This window comes from Nocardia araoensis NBRC 100135 (genome assembly GCF_000308435.1).
Lineage (GTDB): Bacteria > Actinomycetota > Actinomycetes > Mycobacteriales > Mycobacteriaceae > Nocardia > Nocardia araoensis.
Genome location: NZ_BAFR01000093.1, coordinates 1 through 16,740, shown reverse-complemented (window position 1 = coordinate 16,740; position 16,740 = coordinate 1). Strand labels below are relative to the sequence as shown.

The window sequence follows — 16,740 nt, the reverse complement described above, 5'->3', positions numbered from 1 at the left end:
ATTCCTTCGGGTAGAGCTTGCGCAGGGTCTTCAGGCCGTCCGCGGCGGCGCGGCGGGCGGCGGCGGGAGAATTGCCGAGCAATTCGGCGATCTCCGCGTGCGGAAGCCCGGCCAGATAGTGGTAGGCGACCGCCTGGCGCTGCTTGGTCGGCAGCGCCCGCAGGGCGGCCCACAGGTCGGGGTCGTAGTCGGCGGGTCCTGGGGCGGAGGCGGGACTTTCCGGCAGCGTCTCGGCCGGGACGGGCGCGCGCGTGAGCGCCCGGCCGACGTCGATCGCGCGACGATGCGCGATGGTGACCAGCCATGCCTCGATGTTCGTGTCCGGGGAGAGGCCGGGAAACGCGCGCAACGCGGAGAGAAATGTTTCCGACCAGGCGTCGGCCGCGTCGGACGGGCCGAGCACGGCCCGGCAGACGCGCAACACCATCGGGCCGTATCCGGCCACTATTTCCTCGAACGGGGGCAGGCTCACACCAGGTAGACGCCGCGGGCGCCGCGAATGTGAGATTTCCTCATCGGGGTCCTTCCCGGCGCGAGAGCCCGCTGGCGCGCAGCACCCGCCGCGCGATACCGGCGCGGATGGACTCCTCGGTGCCGATGATCCGGACGTGGCGACGCGCCCTGGTGATCGCGGTGTACAGCAATTCCCTGGTCAGCAGCGTGGATTCGGGCTCGGGCAGGACGACCGAGACGGTGTCGTACTGACTGCCCTGGCTGCGGTGGATGGTCATGGCGAAGACGGTGACCACCGCGGGGAACTGCGTGGGATGCACCAGATACGGCTCGCTGCCGCGTTGCAGCGCCGCGCGCAGCGAACCGTCGGGCATGCGCACGACCACTCCGGTGTCGCCGTTGTAGATTCGCGCCTCGTGGTCGTTCGCGGTGACCAGCAGAGGTTGGCCGGGGTACCACGGCGCCTGGTGGGAATCCGGGCCCGCTCCCGCGGCGACGGCCCATTCCGCAGCCATCCGGTCCCAGCGCTCGACGCCGAACGGCCCCTGCCGGTGCGCGCACAGCAGGCGATGTGATTCCAGCGCGTGCAGCGCGCCCGCCGCGTCGCCGTCCAGCGCGGCGGCGGTGACCGTGGTCGCGGACCGCACCACATCGGCGCGGACCGCGGTCAGCTCGTCGGGCGCGCTGAGCGACAATTCGTCGCCGCCCGCGCGCAACAGCTCGAGCGCGGCGTCCGCGTCCCCCGCCCGCACCGCGACGGCCAGGTCGGCGATCCGCCCGCCGAACCGGCGGCCCCGGGTCAGCCGGACGATGCCGCCGCGCAGGCGGGCGTGCTCCAGCGCGGTCAATGCCTCGGCGTGCTCGCCGGTCCCGTCCGGGCCGAGGATCTCGTCGAGCACGGGATTCGGGGTGGCGGCGACCGGTCCGGCGACCAGGTCGGCGAGCACCGCGCCCGCGTCGACCGAGGCGAGCTGGTCCGGGTCGCCCACCAGCACCAGGCGAGTGTCCGGGCGCAGCGCGGCCAGGAGCCTGCTCATCATGGTCAGGGAGACCATCGACGTCTCGTCGACCACGATCACGTCGTAGGGCAGCCGGTTGAACTCGTGGTACTTGAACCTGGTGCTGCGACCGCGCTGCCAGCCGAGCAGCCGGTGCAGGGTGGCGGCGGTGAGTTCGGGCAAGCCGAGCGAAACCGCTTGTTCGCGAACGGCTTCCTGTAGGCGCGCCGCCGCCTTCCCGGTGGGGGCGGCCAGCGCGATGCGCAGCGCGGGCAGCTTCGGCTCGGTCTCGCGGTGCGCGGCCAGCAAGGCGATGATCCGGGCGATGGTGTGGGTCTTGCCGGTACCGGGACCGCCGGCGACCACGGTGGTCCAGTGGGTCGCGGCGAGCGCGGCGGCCAGGCGCTGGCGATCCGGGGCCGTACCGGACGGCGCGTCGAACAACCGGTCCAGTTCACGGCGCACGATCCCGGGATCGACCACCGGATGGTGCGCGGATCGCTCGGTGAGCACCCGCCGGATCGTCTGCTCCTGCCGGTAGTACCGATCGAGGTAGAGCAGCGGACCGGAATCACCGGCACCCTGGGATTCCACGAGCCGCAGCGGCCGCAACGGACCCGCCGGTCCACCGAGTACCAGCGGGCTCACCCGCAGCGCGGCGACCACGGCGGGAATGTCCGGCCACGGCAGCGTCGCCGGATCGACGCCCGCGTCCCAGGTCTCGTCGGCGTCGACGCCGATCTCCCGCATCCGGTGCAGTTCCAGGCACACCGAGCCGGAGCGCACCGCGCGCACGGCCAGCGCCGCGGCGAACAGCACCGGCTCCGACGACTCCCGGCCGAGCCGGCCCAGCCGCAGCGCCACGTGCACGTCCGCGGCCGACAGCACGCCCGCCTCGTTGAACGTGCGCAGCAGGCCGGTTCCCCGCTGGGCCACCTGGATCGAGGTCACCGCCCCGCCTCCCCCGCCAGCAGCGCCGACAGCGCCACCACCAGATCGGCGGGCGGGTGCCAGTCGAAGACGCCGCAGCCCGCGGGGGTCTCCGGCCCGATCATGCCGCGCACGAACAGATATCGGACCCCGCCGAGAAGCCGGGCCGGGTCGTAGCCGGGCAACCGCCAGCGCAGATACCGGTGCAACGCGACCGAGTACAGCAGCGCTTGCAGCGGATAGTGCGAACGCAGCATCTCCGCGGCCATGCGGTCGCGGGTGTAGTGCGCGACGGTGAGGTCACCGGTGCCGAGCCGGTTGGTCTTGTAGTCGACGACGACGAAGCGCGGATGCGCGGCGTTCACCACGCGGAGCACGGCGTCGATGCTGCCGGTCAGATAACCGCGCAGCGGTATGTCCTCCAGCGCCGCCAGTTGATCGGCGTAGGGGAACAGGTCGTCGTCGGCCGGAAGGTGCTCGCGCAGCAGATCGGCGACGCGCCGCAGCGTCGCCGCGGTGGAGCCGACGCGGTCCCCGCCCGCCAGCGGCAATTCGAACTCGAGTTCGCTGAGACGGTCCCGAGGGGCGATATCGGCCAGGCAGCCGCCCTCCAGTGGGGTGCGCAGCACCGCCAGCAGCGCGGTGGCCAGGCATTCCGAATCCACCTCGGCCATCAGCTCGTCCACCGCCTCGCGGCACCGATCGCGCACCTCGGCGGCCAGATCGGCACGGCCGGTGTCGATCCGCTCCAGGACGCCGTGCACCAAGGTGCCGAACTCCGCGCCGTAAGGCAGCGCGTTCATCAGCGACGCCGCGCCTGCGGGTTCCGGCTCCGCCGCGCCGATCAGGGAGGTTCCCGGGGGCTCGTCGCCCGGGCCCCGCGTGTCCTCCGGTTCGCTGTCGGTTCCGGGCGCCGCCGGGCCGTGCGCGGAGGCGGTCAGCGCCGAGTAGGACGTGCGCCGCCACTGCTGGTCCAGCACCCGGTCGAAGCGGGCCGCGGCCAGTGCGCCCTGCGCGGGCGCGGTGCGCGCGCGCCGGATCGCGACGCCGTCGGCCCCGGCCACCGCCGTCACCGAGATCGCCGCGCCCGCGTCCTGCGCCCACGCCGAAAGCGATTGCGCGACAGCGGCGTCGGCGGGAACCGCGGCTCGGGCGGCGACGGCGGCGCCACCGTCGGCGCGCCCGAAGACCATGCGGTGCAGCGGCGAGGCCGCGGTGGTGATCGCGGGCGCCCACCAGGCGACGATCTGGCACATGGCGCGGGTCAGCGCGACATAGAGCAGCCGCAGTTCCTCGCCCGCCTCCTCGGCCTCGCTACGCGCCTTGCGTTCGGCGTATCCGGGAGCGTCCGCGCCGCCGACGTCCAGCACGCGCGCACCGTCGTCGGCGTGGAACAGCAACGTCGCCGGATAGGGGTTCTTCGCGCTGTCCCAGGCGAACGGCAGATACACCACCGGGAATTCGAGTCCCTTGCTCGCGTGCACGGTGGCTATCTGGACGGCGGCGGCGTCCCGGTCGAGCCTGCGGCTGCGGTCGGCGACGGCGCCGGAGGCGGGATCGCGCACCCGGTCGGCCAGCCACCGGGTCAGCGCCGTCAGCCCCAGTCCTTCGGTCGAGGCGACCTGGTCGAGCAACTGCGCGAGGTGGCGCAGGTCGGTGAGCTGCCGCTCCCCGTTCTCCACGGCGAGCAGCCGCGGCGCCAAGCGGGTCTCGGCGGAGAGCTTCTCGAACACTGCCGCGAATCCCGCGCGCGTGAACAGCCGTGCCGCCTCACGCAGTTGAGCGCTGACCCGGCCGACCAGATCGGCTCCCCCGCTGTCGATCTCGGCCGCGGTCACGCCGAGCAGGGGTGTGCACGCGGCCAGCCGCACCCGGTCGCCGCGGTGCGGCTGCTCCAGCGCACGCAGCACCCACAGCCAGTCGGTGGCGCTGTCGGTCGCGAAGACACTGATACCGCCCGCGAGCACGGAGGCGACCCCGACGCGGTCCAGCGCGGCGCGCACCACGTCGATCTGCGAGCGGGTCCGCACCAGCACCGCGATGTCGCCCGGCCCGACCGGCCTGCGGGCCGTGTCGCCTACCGTCGGCGAATCATCTTCGGCGACAATCGGTTCCGCTTTACCATCCAGCAGCACACCGGACTCGAGCAGACGCACGATGTCGGCGGCGAGATCGTCGGCGACTTTGCTCCGCATGCGCCCGACGGCCGGAAAGCCGGACTTGTTCAGCGGTCCAGCGCCGGTGCGCGGCAGGCAACGCACCCGCAGCGGCGTGCAGAACTCGGCGGGTCCGGACAACCGCGACCACGGTCTGGTCGGGGCGACCGGATAGACGCGGATCTCCTCGTGCCCCAAGGCCGCCGCGCCGTGCAGGTGGTCCAGCGCGGCGAGCAGTCCGGCATCACTGCGCCAGTTGGTGGTGAGCTCTTTGCGGACATCGGCGTGCGCGACCGCGTCCAGATAACTGAGCACCTCCGCGCCGCGGAAGGCGTAGATCGCCTGTTTGGGATCGCCGACCAGCACCAAGGTGGCGTGCCCGTGGAACGACCTGCGCAGGATGTCCCATTGCAGAGGGTCGGTGTCCTGGAACTCGTCGACCAGGGCGACGCGGTAGCGCGCCCGGATGCGGCGGCAGGCGCGGGGGCCGTGCTCCGGATCGGCGAGCACGTCGTGCAGCAGTACGAGCAGGTCGTCGAAGTCGCGCAGCCCGGCAAGGCGTTTGCGCCGCTCGGTCTCCGCGCGAACGGCTTGCGCGAACGCCACGCGCTCGCCGGCCTCGCCGTCGGGCACGAGCGCCGCGTGCCGGTCCCGCACCGCGGCCAGCGCGAGCGTGCGCGCCTCCTTCACCGAGAACGGCGGTTCGCCGCGCGCATAGCGGTTGAGATACAGATCGTCGACGACGGTGCCGACGAGATCGTCGACGGTTTCCACCAGCCGGGTGCCCGGGTCGTGTTCGCCCGCGAGGCCGAGTTCGTCGAGCATGCGCTGGCAGAAGCTGTGCGTGGTGGCGATGGTGCCCGCGTCGAAATCCGACAGGGCGGTCAGCAGCCGCTGCCGCCGCGACCGCACCTCGTCTTCCTCGGCCTGTGCGAGGTACCGGACCAATTCGTCGGCATGCGCCCTCGCCGCGTCCGGATCGGCCAATCCGGCGGCGACGGCCACGAAGCGGTCGCGGGTGCGTTCCCGCAGTTCCTGGGTCGCCGCGCGGCTGAACGTCACCAGCAGCAGCTGGGACACCTCGACACCCGCCTCGGCGACATAGCGAACGGCGAGACCGACGATGGCGTGGGTCTTGCCGGTGCCGGCGCTCGCCTCCAGCACGGTGGTGCCGGTGGGCAGCGGTCCGTACGGTTCGAACGCGTCGGCGTCGAATGCGCTTGCCGATAAGGAGGTTTCCTGCACGGTCATGCGTGCCTCCCTCCTGCGCGGCCGGTGGTCACGCGGTCCGCGGACGTCGCGGTCGCCCGGGTACCCGGCCACGCCGGACGGACCCGAAGCGACTGTCCGAGCTGACATTCTGCCGCGCGCGCGGCCACCCGGCGGCGACCGACACGCGTTGTGGCGGTAGGTGTCTCCTGATCGGTCACGGCTGGCCCTGGCTTTCCGCGGCCAGCAGCGGTGCCCACATCCGCCGGGCCAGCGCGCCGAAGCGGGTGCTCTCACCGGGTTCGCCCGCCGCGGCGGGCGCGGCCATGAGGTCGTCGAGCCGGGGCGCCGGCCCCCAGACGTAGCGCAGGTGGCGGTCGGTGTGATCGCCGAACGGCCCCGGACCGTTGGGGCCGCCGTTGAATTCACGCTCCGCCGCGGCGATCGCGTCGTCGGTGCCCGCGCCGCGGAAACGGCGTTCGGCGTAGACCGCGGTGGCGGCGGGCGCGACGGGCAGCGGTTCGGTCAGGCCCGCGTCACGCAGCGCGACGAGCCTGCGCAGGATCTCCCCGGCCGCGGGCGCGTCGGGCGCGGTGAGTTCGCAGCGCCAGGTCGGACGGCCGAATTGGCCGCGGCCGGTGCTCACTGCCCGCCAGGAGCGATCCTCGGTGACGGCCAGCGCCAGCAGCGAAACCCACGCTCCGATCCGGTGTTTGGGGGCCAGCCGGGAGAAGGTGGTGCGGACCAGGGTATCGCCGTGCACCTCCGGCACGGTGCCGGTAAGGCGCCGCCCGTTGCCCAGGTCGACCGCGATGTCCACCGCGCGCGCCGGGGCCGCGTAGTCCGCCTGCGCGGCGCGCACCAACCGGTCCACGGTGTGCTCCACCTCGTCGAGCACGGCGGCGCCGAACCCGAACGGCGGCAGCGTGCCGCGCCGCCACTCCGCCGCCCGGAGCCCGGCCGGGTCCGCGCCGGTCAGGCGGGCCGCGAGCAGGCGTTCGCCCAGCTCCCACTTGGCCAGCCCGTCGAGCTCGATGGGCAGCCGGTCGGCGATGTCCTCGTCGTGCTCCGGGACCCGCAGGCCGAGCCGCTGCCACAGGAACGCGCGCACCGGATGCTCCACGAACGAGATCAGGTCGGCCAGCGCGACATCGGCCGGCTCCGGGGCGGGCAGCGGCGCGGCCAGGAATCCGGGCCGCGGCCGCACGGGTCCGTCGGCCGCGTGCGCGCCTGCCAAGGCCACGGTGTCGAAGCTGAACGGCTGCTCGGCCCGGAAATTCCGGCGATCGAAGGATTGCAGCGGGTGCCGCGTCACCACCGAGCTCATCGCCGCGGCGCCGACGTGTGCCCGCAGCGCGTCCAGCAACTCGGCGACCGGAATCGCGGGCGGCCGGTGCGCCCCGCTGACCGGATCCGCGCCGGTGTGGAAGACCAGCAGCGTGTCCCGGGCCGCCATGACCGCGTCCAGCAGCAGTTGCCGGTCTTCGCTGCGCACGTCCCGTTCACCCAGCAGCGGTTCGCGGGCCAGCACGTCGTCTCCGTCCGCGGCGCCCGCGCGCGGGAACATCTCGTCGTCCAACCCGAGCAGCACCACCACCCGGTGCGGCACCGATCGCATCGGCACCATCGTGCAGACGGTCAGCTCGCCGGTGCGGAAGTTGGCCCGGGTGGGACGCGCGGCCAGCCGCGAACGCAGCAGCACGCCGACGTCGGACAGCCGCAACGAGACGTCGCCCGCGTGGTCGGTGGCGGCGGCGAGTTCCTGCCTGGCCTCGGTACGCACCCAGGCCTGCGCGTCCGGCACGTCGGTCAGCAGATCCAGCGCGCGGCCGAGCACGGCGGCCCATTCGTGCGCGGGCCGGGGACCGCGCAGGTCGCGCAGGCACACCGCGAGCCGGTCGACGAACTCGGCGAAGCGCCCGGCCAGATCGACGTCGTTGCTGTCCACATCGTCCAGGGGCAGTGCGAGATCCAGCCAATCCTCGGAGGTCTCGCCCGCGGTGACGCCGAGCAGGATCCGGTCCACCGCGCTGTTCAGCGTGTTCTGCGCGAAATCCGCCAGCCCGAACGCTTGGCGCTGGCGCTGCCCGATGCCCCATCTGGCCCCGGATTCGGCCGCCCACTCGCGCAATCGCTCGATGTCGTCGTCATCGAATCCGCAACGGCGGCGGACCGTCTCGGCGGCGGCGAGATCGAGCACCTGGGTCACCGTCACCCGTCCGTCGGCCAGTTCGAGCAGTACCGCGATGACCGCGAGCAGCGGATTGGTCACCCCGCGGCCCCGGTCGGCCAAGCGCACCCGCAAGCGGTGCGCCGGGTGCTCCGAATCGCCGTGCGCATCGGGCGATCCCGGCGTGCGCTGCCCGAAGGCGGCGCGTACCAGCGGCGCGTACGCCTCCACCTCCGGGCACATGATCAGCACGTCCCGCGGCTCCAGCGTCTCGTCGGCGGTGAACAGCCCGAGCAGGCATTCCCGCAGCACCTCCACCTGCCGCGCGGGACCGTGACACGCGTGCACCTGCACGGTGCCGTCGGCGCCGACCTCCCCCGGCGCAGGCGGCCACCGGTCGTCCCGGATACCCCCTTGCAGCGCGCGCAGCAAAGTTACGGGCGAATCATGCTGCGTGGCGACATCTCGGGGCGCGATGGGCGGATGACAGGTGTCGGAACCGGCGACCGCGGACGCCGCCAATCGCTGCTGCAACTCCCGGATGTCGCGCGCCAGTCCCGCCAGGAGCGGGTGGGTGACCGCCGTGGCACTGCGGTCCTCGGCGCGCGTGCGGGCAGGGGGGAGCTCGCGCAGAGACGACCAGAGGACCGGACTCGGATGCACCAGCCACAGATGGACGTCGCGGGCGGCGGCCAGCGCAGACACCACGGCGAGCTGGTCGCTGGACAACCGGGTCACGCCGAACAGCGACAACCGCGGCGGCAGCGTGACCAGATCCGGACGCGCGCGCAGCCGGGCGCAGGCGGCGTCGAGCCGCTCGGCCGGGCTCGGCGTCCCGATCTCGGCGCGCAACCTGCGCCACAACATCGGCTGCCAGAGCAGGTCGTCCGGTATGGCGGCTCCCGCGCCATCGGTGTCCAGACCCGCCGCCCACTCGGTGATCAGTGCGGGACGCTGGGCGGCGTAACTGTCGAACAGCGCGGCGACCTGGGCGGCGGTGGCATAGCGCCGTCCGGCGCGGTGCTCGCCGCCCGCGGTGTCTCGCGCGCCGAGATGCCTGGCAGGCACAGCGCACCAGGGTTCGGACAGCGAGGCGTCGATCACCCGCAGCAGCGTCCACACCGCCCGCTCCTGCGCCCACGGATCCTCCGCCTGCGCCACCCCGGTCGCCGCGGCCAGCACCTCGGCGACCAGCGCGGCAGGCGAGGGGAAGACGATGTTCGCGCACACGCCGTCGGCCGCGCCGCCCGCGCCGAGCACCCCTGAGAGCGTCTGGGTCAGCCAGCGCTCGACCCCTTTCGCCGGCACCGCGACCACCTCGGCCGCGAACGGGTCCTCCAGCGGCGCCGCCAGCACCTCGGCGAGCGCCGGGACGAGGACGTCGGCGCGCTCGGCACGATGGATGTGCAGCGGCATCTGCGCCCTCTCGATCGGTGGTGTCCGGCTGCCCCGGCCTCGGACTTTCTGCACGTTTATACGCCCAGCGACCGACGTGCAACTGCACCGCCCCATCCGCGGGCCAGTGAAATAGACCACACGCGAACGGATTACTCCGACGTGTCACACGGGGACCGCGGCGGCGATGTGCGACAGTGCTGCACCGGGGAGGAGAGCTTGCACCGGGGCGGAACGAGAGAGCTGCACCGAAAGGCTGGTTCGCGTTCATGGATGCGATGGTGATTCCCCTGGTTCCGAAAGGCGGATTCACGGTCCGCCGAATCGGTGACCAATGGGAGCTGATCAACTCGCGCCACTACGGTCGCGCCGTCGTCCTGCATTCCTGGCCCCGGGAACGGCACACCGAGGCGTTCGAGCACTGCTACCGGCTCAACGGACGCACCGTCGAGGAACTGCGCGCCGCCTTCCGCTGACGCGCCTGGCCAGCGGGGATAGCGAATTCCGCTGCGGCGCAAGCACCGGAACCGGTGTTAGCACACCGAGGACCCGTAGCTCAAGACGTGCGTCCTGACCCGCGATGTGCGATCGTGGTCCCTCGTGCGTTACCCGTCCCCCGCCACCCGAACCGTTCCCCGCGTGGCCGCTTCCGCCTGTGTCCTCGCCGCCGCGGCGATCATCGCCCCGAGCCTGCCCGCCGCGCTCCCGACCGCGGGCGCGGTGCCGCTCGCGCACACTCAGGGCTGCCTGCCCGGTTTCGACTGCGATCTGAGCAGCCGGATCGCGAAGGCCGACGCCTACCTCAACAGCCGTCCCGGTGTCACCGGCTACGTCGTGCGCGACCGGGTTTCCGGCGGCGTCTACGCCAACGCCAACGCCGAGAACGCGGTCTGGACCGCCTCCACGATCAAGCTCGCGATCGCCGCGGACCTGCTCAACCGCGCGCGGGTCGGCGCCATCAATCTGACTCCCGAGGACCGCGGCCTGATGGAGGGAATGCTCGCGACCTCGAACGACGGCGCCGCCGACCTGCTGTGGACCAAGTACTCGGGAATCGACCGGATGGCGTTCAACAATGCCTTCCGCGCCGATGGCATGACCTCGCTGGTTCCGCAGCCCACCAACACCGCGCTGTTCCCCGACTGGTCGTTCCAGAAGTGCACCGCCGCCGACCTCGACCGCCTGATGGACCACATCCTCAACCACATGCACCCCGACGACCGCAACTACCTCGTCGACCGGATGCGCGCGGTGGACTCCAACCAGCACTGGGGCGTGTGGGGCGCGGGCGCGAGCATGCGTCCCGGCCTGAAGAACGGCTGGTCGGCCGAACAGGGCGGCTGGGTGGTCAACTCGGTCGGCTTCGCGGGACCGGGCGAGCGCTACACCCTGGCCATCATGAGTTCGCTGGGTGACGCGGGCGGCTACACCGAGGGCGCCGAGACCGACACCAAGCTCGCGCAGATCCTGCTCGCGGGCCGCTGAGCGCCCGGCCGCTCAGGCGGCCGCGCGCCTGCGCAACGTCATCGGCGCACCGTCCCTGGGGAAGGGGATCGTGGTGAACCCCCAGGGCATACGGTATTTCTCGGGGATCCGCCACTCGTATTCACGCACCAGGGCCGCGGTCACCGTCTTCACCTCGAACGTGCCGAAGTGCATCCCGATGCACTTGTGCGCGCCCGCCCCGAACGGCATCCACGCGAGGCGGTGCGACTTGTCCTCGCGCCGCTGTTCGCCGAATCGTTCCGGATCGAAGCGCTCGGGGTGGGTCCACAGTTCGGGCAGCAAGTGGTTCACCTGGTAGGCGAGGTCCACCGGGGCGCCCGCCGGAATGTAGTGGCCCGCGATCTCGGTGTCGCGCACCGCGCGGCGCGAGAGCCCCGGCACCGGCGGCATCAGCCGCAGGCTTTCCCGGACCACCAGATCCAGGTCGCGCAGCGCCTCGAGGTCCGCGATGGCGGGCACCGTGTCGCCGAGGCGTGCGTCCATGTCGAGCACTTCGGCGCGCACCCGCTGTTGCCACTCCGGGTGCTTGCCCAGGTAGTAGGCGACGGCGGTGGCGGTCGTCGTCGTGGTGTCGTGCGCCGCCATGATCAGGAAGATCATGTGGTTCACCACGTCCGCGTCACCGAAGACGCCGCCGTCCTCGCTGCGTGCGTGGCACAACCCGGAGAAGAAGTCCGCCGTCTCGACGCGGCGCTTCTGCGGCAGCATCGCGGTGAAGTAGTCCTCGAGCACTCTGCGGCCGCGCAGCCCGGCACGCCAGTTCCCGCCCGGCACCGAATGCCGGATGATCGCCAGCCCCGCGTGGGTGCAGTCGACGAAGGCGTCGATGAGTTGCTTGCGCTGCGGGCCGACGTCCACGGCCATGAAGCTCTCGCCCGCGATCTCGAGGGTCAGCTCTTTGATCGTCGGATACAGCCGCACCGTGTGTTCGGCGTCGTGCTCCCCCGGCACCCAGTGCGCGATCGTGTCCCGCACCACCGGTGTCAGCGCGGCCAGGTGCGCTTCCAGCCGGTCCCTGGTGAACGCCTGCTGCATGATCTTGCGGTGGAATTTGTGCTCCTCGAATTCCAGCAGCAGCAGGCCGCGCCGGAAGAACGGGCCGATGAAATAGTCCCAGCCCTGGCCGAAATCACGGCGCCGGTGCCCGAGTACTTCGTCGAGTGCGTCCGGTCCCGCGACCAGCACACGGTCGACCCCGAGCGAGGTGTTCAGCGAGACGGGTCCGTACCTGCGGTAGCGCTCCATCATCTCGGCCGGCCCCCAGCGCATGTAGTGCAACGCACGGCCGAGATAGGGCAGCCCGGCATCGCCGCGCACCGGAACGGTGTCGCTGCCCCGCGGCGGAGTGGCCAGCACCTGGCGCCGTTCCGGCAACAATCCCAGCGCCCGGTCGATCAGATGGCCGTGCGGTACCTCGATCAGCGCGATGTTCTCCGATTCGGCCCGCACGCTGGGCTTCCGGCCGACCGCACGGTCACCGGCGACCATGGCAATCCTCCCTGAGCGACAGTTACCATCGTAGGCTCTCGACCTCGTGCACTCGGCCGGTTCGGTCGCGACGATCCTCCTCGCCCCGGCCCGGCGGCGGTGAGACTTCGCACCGCAACACGCCAGGAACGGGGATCTCGTCGTGACGGTGCCCGACTCGGCGGCTACGGTTTAGCTGTCAGGAACCCTTGCCGGGGACGACCCCCACGGTCCATCGAGGAGCAGGACGATGAGCACTCAGACTGTCGAGAACGGCCGGCACCGGGTGGTGGTGATCGGCTCGGGCTTCGGCGGCCTGTTCGGCACCAAGCACCTCAAGCGCGCCGACGTCGACATCACGCTGATCTCGAAGACCTCGACCCACCTGTTCCAGCCGCTGCTCTACCAGGTCGCCACCGGCATCCTGTCGGTCGGTGAGATCGCGCCCGCCACCCGCCTGGTGCTGCGCAAGCAGAAGAACGCGCAGGTGCTGCTCGGCGAGGTCACCGACATCGACCTGACCGCCAAGACGGTGACCTCGCGCCTGCTCGACCGGGACACGGTCACCCCGTTCGACAGCCTGATCGTCGCGACCGGCGCCCAGCAGTCCTACTTCGGCAACGACCGTTTCGCCACCTACGCGCCCGGCATGAAGACCATCGATGACGCGCTCGAGCTACGCGGCCGGATCCTCGGCGCCTTCGAGCAGGCCGAACTCGCGACCACCCAGGAGGAGCGCGACCGCCTGCTGACCTTCGTCATCGTCGGTGCGGGCCCGACCGGCGTCGAGCTGGCCGGGCAGATCGCCGAACTGTCCGACCGCACGCTGGAGGGCACCTTCCACAACATCGATCCGCGGGACGCGCGGGTCGTGCTGATCGAGGGCGCGGGCGCGGTGCTCGGGCCGATGGGCCCGAAGCTGGGCGGCAAGGCCGAGCGGCGCCTGGAGAAGATGGGCGTGGAGATCCAGCTCAACGCCATGGTGATCGATGTGGACGCGTTCGGCGTCACGGTGAAGGATTCCGATGGCACGATCCGGCGCATCGAGTCGGCGTGCAAGGTGTGGTCGGCCGGTGTGCAGGCCAGCCCGCTGGGCAAGCTGATCGCCGACCAATCCGACGGCACCGAGGTGGACCGCGCGGGCCGGGTCGTGGTCGAGCCGGATCTCACCGTCAAAGGCCACCCGAACGTCTTCGTGGTCGGCGATCTGATGTCGGTGCCGAACGTACCGGGGCAGGCGCAGGGCGCCATCCAGGGCGCGACCTACGCCGCCCGGCAGATCAAGGCGGGGCTGAAAGGCCAGACGCCGCAGGAACGCAAGCCCTTCAAGTACTTCAACAAGGGCAGTATGGCCACGATCTCGCGGTTCAGCGCCGTGTGCCAAGTGGGCAAGCTGGAGTTCGGCGGGTTCATCGCGTGGCTGGCCTGGCTGGCGCTGCACCTGTACTACCTGGTCGGCTACCGCAGCCGGATCATCACCGTCATCCAGTGGTTCGTCACCTTCCTCGGCCGCAGCCGCGGGCAGATGGCCGCCACCGAGCAGTGGGTGTTCGCCCGATTGGCCCTGGAGGCGATCAGCAACGGCGACGACGAAGACGCCGGACAACTGGCCGCCGCTCTCGGCGCCTCCACCAACAGCCGGGTCGCCGTGGACAAGGCGCATACCGACGCGAAAGCCGGCTGATCCCGCCGTCATAGCGCGTTCGACCAATCCAGGTCGCCCCGCGGATCCGAATGTGAGGCGTTGACGTCTCCTTCGGATGAAAGGTGATCTATGGGCACAGGCAAGCACCGAGCACCCACACCGCACCGGGCGAAACTGGGCTCCCTGGTCGCCGTGGGGACGGTTCCGCTCGTTCTCGCGCTGGTGGGAACCGGGACGGCGCACGCGGAGCCCGATCAGCCGGTTCCGGTGACCAGGACGGAGGCCGAAGCGGCCCAGTGGCCCGCGGCCGAAGCCCCGAACGTGCGCCCGTACGAGGGTTTGCGGATCCCCGACGACGTCCTGAGTTCGTTGCAATGGGCACGTCCACTGCCCGATCACCAGTATCTGGCTCCCCTGGTAGGGCTGCACGCGCCGATTCCGGTGGACCCCGTGCCGCCGATCGCGCCGCCCTCCGGCAAGTTGCGCTTCGGCGATGTGCAGGTCGACGCACCGGAGTGGCTCTACCGGGAGCAGGCGATCCAGATCAACGACACCGCCGCGATGGCCGAAGCGAATATGGCGACGTTCTTCGATTCGATCGGGATGGAGCGCACGAGATCCGACCGCGTCGCCGGCCAGACCATGGGCGCCGCCGCGATCGGCGCGGCGGCGGGCTTCGTGTTCGCCAGCCCGTTCGCGCTGTTCGGCGCGGCCGTCGGCGGCGGTCTCGCCCTCGCCATCGGTCTGCCGTTCGCGCCGATCGGCCTCGCCGCTGGCCCGATCGGGGCCGCTTACGGCGCGGCTCTGATGGCCGCTCCGCTGTCCGCCATCGGTGCGGGTATCGGCGCCGGACTCGGGGCGGTGCACGCGCTCAGCGCGCCTCCGCGGGCGCTCAGCGCGCCGGAACCGGTCGCCCCGGCTCCGGCCGAGACGGCTCCGGAGGCCGCCGACACGGCCAACGGCTGATCGGATGACATCTCCGAGAGGCGAGCCGGAAGGGTGGGAACCCGACGACGCTGTCGAGTTCCCACCCTTTCTTTCTCCAGCTCTCGGTCGAATTACACCACTACGGAACGAATCCCACATCCGGCACGGGACAGCTATCGACAGGCCGCCCGGCAGGGGAACGCACTGCGGATTCGAGTGGCACTGCCGATCCGCCGTTGCTCAGCTCCTCACCTCGGCGCGTTCCACGCCGGACGCACGCAGCACCGGCCCGGTGCGGGTGAGCAAACTGCCACCCGCCGCCAGCGGCAGCCGGGTCTGCGTCAAACCCGTCACCGCTGCGGCACATTCGTCCGGATAGACCAGTTCGCTCTCCAGCGCACGAGGTGCGGACAGCGCGTCATCGGCCGGTGTGTCCGCGCCCAACGCCAGCCGGTGGCGCAGCAGGGGTGTGTCGTCGATGTCGGCGATCAGGTCTCCGCGCCACGCGCCGCCGTCCTCGCCCACGCGGCCGATCTGGACGCGTTCGCGCATCCGCAGCCGGGCATCGGAACCCAGCCGGATCGTGGTGACCGTGTGGTGGCGCGCACCGCCGGCGACGATCATCGGCTCGGGGTCGAAGTCCAGCACTCCCCCGCTACCGACATCGAGCCGCCAGCGCCCGCACGATTGCGGCGTCGCCGCGCCCGGCAGCGCCAAGGTCGCCGCGACCGAGCGCACCACCAGTTCGGCGCCCGGCGCGACCACGATCACGACGTCGAGTTCGTCGCCGCCCAGCGGCGTGGCAGCGGTGCCGATCAGATGAACCGCCCGCGGACCGGTGCGGCGGGCGGACAACCCGCCGCTCGCGTGGATTTCCGGAAGCGCGCCTGGGCGAGCGACGATGCGTAATTCCGTGCGCACCGGCGGCAACTCAGTGCGCGGCGGCGGATTCGTCGGCGCCCGCCCGGTCCTGCTCGGCGACCGCGCGCAGTTGCTCGCGCACCCAGGCCAGCACCGGCGTCGCGGCCGGGTCCTCGGTGAGCGAGACGAACACCGTCGGCCGGTCCGCGCGCACCCGCGCCGCGTCGCGCTCCATCACGCCGAGATCCGCTCCGACCAACGGCGCCAGATCGGTCTTGTTGACCACCAGCAGATCCGAGAATGTCACGCCTGGACCGCCTTTGCGCGGCACCTTGTCGCCGCCCGCCACGTCCACCACGAAGATCTGCACGTCGATCAGGCCGGAGGAGAAGGTCGCGGTCAGATTGTCGCCGCCGGATTCCACCAGGATCAGATTTAGCGGCGGATTGGCCGCGACCAGGTCGTCGATGGCGTCGAGGTTGGCGGTGATGTCGTCGCGGATGGCGGTGTGCGGACAGCCACCGGTCTGCACGGCGGTGATCCGCTCGTCCGGCAGAACCGCGTGCCTGCGCAGGAAGTCGGCGTCCTCGGTGGTGTAGATGTCGTTGGTCAGCACCGCGAGCGACAGCTCGTCGCGCAACTGCCTGCACAGCGCGGCGACCAGCGCGGTCTTGCCCGAACCCACCGGGCCGCCGATGCCGATGCGCAGCGCTTCGCCGGGGATTCGGTCCCGTTTCGGCCGGTCGTGACCGTGGTCGTGCGGCTCACCGTCGATCAGATGCGGGGGCATGGCGCGGTCTCCTTCTTCCGGGGCTTCAGCTCGCGAACAGGGGCATGTCCCGCCGCCGATGTCGCTCGGCGAGCGCGTCCTGCAGCGGGTCGGACAGCGCGGCGAGACCGGTCACGGCCTCAGTGGCGACGCGGTCGCACAGGTCGGCCAGCCGGACCGTGCACGCGGCGATCGCGGCGGGGTCGAGGGCCAGCAGACGCTGCGCCGCGGTGGCAGCGCCGGTGAGGGTCGTG

11 protein-coding genes and 1 pseudogene are annotated in these 16,740 nt (G+C 71.6%); 4 read left to right on the top strand and 8 right to left on the bottom strand.

Features of this window, described 5'->3' with window-relative positions; translation table 11 throughout:
- From ON21_RS11905 to recC, 4 genes are all read right to left on the bottom strand, one after another.
- Positions 1 to 466 (bottom strand): RNA polymerase sigma factor (locus ON21_RS11905; RefSeq protein ID WP_039797889.1); only part of this gene is annotated, 466 nt, incomplete at its 3' end.
- Positions 467 to 512: 46 nt separating this feature from the next.
- The gene (gene recD, locus ON21_RS11900; RefSeq protein WP_039797883.1) at positions 513 to 2,402 is read right to left on the bottom strand and encodes an exodeoxyribonuclease V subunit alpha; all 1,890 of its coding nucleotides are present in this window, start codon (positions 2,400 to 2,402) and stop codon (positions 513 to 515) included.
- Positions 2,399 to 5,788, bottom strand: a complete 3,390-nt coding sequence (locus ON21_RS11895) for a UvrD-helicase domain-containing protein (protein WP_039797882.1) — start codon at positions 5,786 to 5,788, stop codon at positions 2,399 to 2,401. The genes recD and ON21_RS11895 overlap by 4 nt, the downstream gene beginning before the upstream one ends.
- Positions 5,789 to 5,963: 175 nt before the next feature.
- The gene (gene recC, locus ON21_RS11890; RefSeq protein WP_039797881.1) at positions 5,964 to 9,332 is read right to left on the bottom strand and encodes an exodeoxyribonuclease V subunit gamma; all 3,369 of its coding nucleotides are present in this window, start codon (positions 9,330 to 9,332) and stop codon (positions 5,964 to 5,966) included.
- Between the two features lie 257 nt (positions 9,333 to 9,589).
- On the opposite strand from recC, the gene ON21_RS11885 reads away from it, so the two are divergent.
- Positions 9,590 to 9,787 (top strand): hypothetical protein, encoded by a 198-nt coding sequence (locus ON21_RS11885; RefSeq protein WP_245562556.1) that lies wholly within the window; start codon positions 9,590 to 9,592, stop codon positions 9,785 to 9,787.
- Between the two features lie 163 nt (positions 9,788 to 9,950).
- Positions 9,951 to 10,796 carry a serine hydrolase gene (locus ON21_RS11880; protein WP_083880564.1) on the top strand — a complete coding sequence of 282 codons (846 nt, stop codon included), beginning with the start codon at positions 9,951 to 9,953 and terminating at the stop codon, positions 10,794 to 10,796.
- A gap of 12 nt (positions 10,797 to 10,808) precedes the next feature.
- On the opposite strand, the gene ON21_RS11875 is transcribed toward ON21_RS11880, so the two are convergent.
- Entirely contained in the window at positions 10,809 to 12,305 is a 1,497-nt protein-coding gene (locus ON21_RS11875) for a cytochrome P450 (protein ID WP_051020708.1), read from the bottom strand.
- Between the two features lie 229 nt (positions 12,306 to 12,534).
- On the opposite strand from ON21_RS11875, the gene ON21_RS11870 reads away from it, so the two are divergent.
- Positions 12,535 to 13,968 (top strand): NAD(P)/FAD-dependent oxidoreductase, encoded by a 1,434-nt coding sequence (locus ON21_RS11870; RefSeq protein ID WP_051020707.1) that lies wholly within the window; start codon positions 12,535 to 12,537, stop codon positions 13,966 to 13,968.
- A 90-nt stretch (positions 13,969 to 14,058) separates the two neighbouring features.
- Positions 14,059 to 14,895: a hypothetical protein gene (locus ON21_RS11865; RefSeq protein WP_063821053.1), complete on the top strand. Its 837-nt coding sequence runs from the start codon at positions 14,059 to 14,061 to the stop codon at positions 14,893 to 14,895.
- A gap of 201 nt (positions 14,896 to 15,096) precedes the next feature.
- Here the strand turns inward: ON21_RS11865 and ON21_RS11860 are convergent, their stop codons facing one another.
- The 3 genes and pseudogenes from ON21_RS11860 to ON21_RS11850 form a co-directional block, all read right to left on the bottom strand.
- Positions 15,097 to 15,777, bottom strand: coding sequence for an urease accessory protein UreD (locus ON21_RS11860; RefSeq protein ID WP_039797884.1), 681 nt, complete (start codon positions 15,775 to 15,777; stop codon positions 15,097 to 15,099).
- A 10-nt stretch (positions 15,778 to 15,787) separates the two neighbouring features.
- On the bottom strand, positions 15,788 to 16,507 hold the full coding sequence (gene ureG, locus ON21_RS11855) for an urease accessory protein UreG (RefSeq protein WP_039797879.1): 720 nt from the start codon (positions 16,505 to 16,507) through the stop codon (positions 15,788 to 15,790).
- A gap of 25 nt (positions 16,508 to 16,532) precedes the next feature.
- Positions 16,533 to 16,740: pseudogene (locus ON21_RS11850) on the bottom strand (urease accessory protein UreF); the annotation flags it as partial.

Excerpts from the sequence above, each read along its gene's own strand:
- ON21_RS11895 (WP_039797882.1), bottom strand. The coding sequence starts at position 5,788 with ATGACCGTGCAGGAAACCTCCTTATCGGCAAGCGCATTCGACGCCGAC.
- recC (WP_039797881.1), bottom strand. The coding sequence starts at position 9,332 with ATGCCGCTGCACATCCATCGTGCCGAGCGCGCCGACGTCCTCGTCCCG.
- ON21_RS11885 (WP_245562556.1), top strand. The coding sequence starts at position 9,590 with ATGGTGATTCCCCTGGTTCCGAAAGGCGGATTCACGGTCCGCCGAATC.
- ON21_RS11875 (WP_051020708.1), bottom strand. The coding sequence starts at position 12,305 with ATGGTCGCCGGTGACCGTGCGGTCGGCCGGAAGCCCAGCGTGCGGGCC.
- ON21_RS11870 (WP_051020707.1), top strand. The coding sequence starts at position 12,535 with ATGAGCACTCAGACTGTCGAGAACGGCCGGCACCGGGTGGTGGTGATC.
- ON21_RS11865 (WP_063821053.1), top strand. The coding sequence starts at position 14,059 with ATGGGCACAGGCAAGCACCGAGCACCCACACCGCACCGGGCGAAACTG.
- ureG (WP_039797879.1), bottom strand. The coding sequence starts at position 16,507 with ATGCCCCCGCATCTGATCGACGGTGAGCCGCACGACCACGGTCACGAC.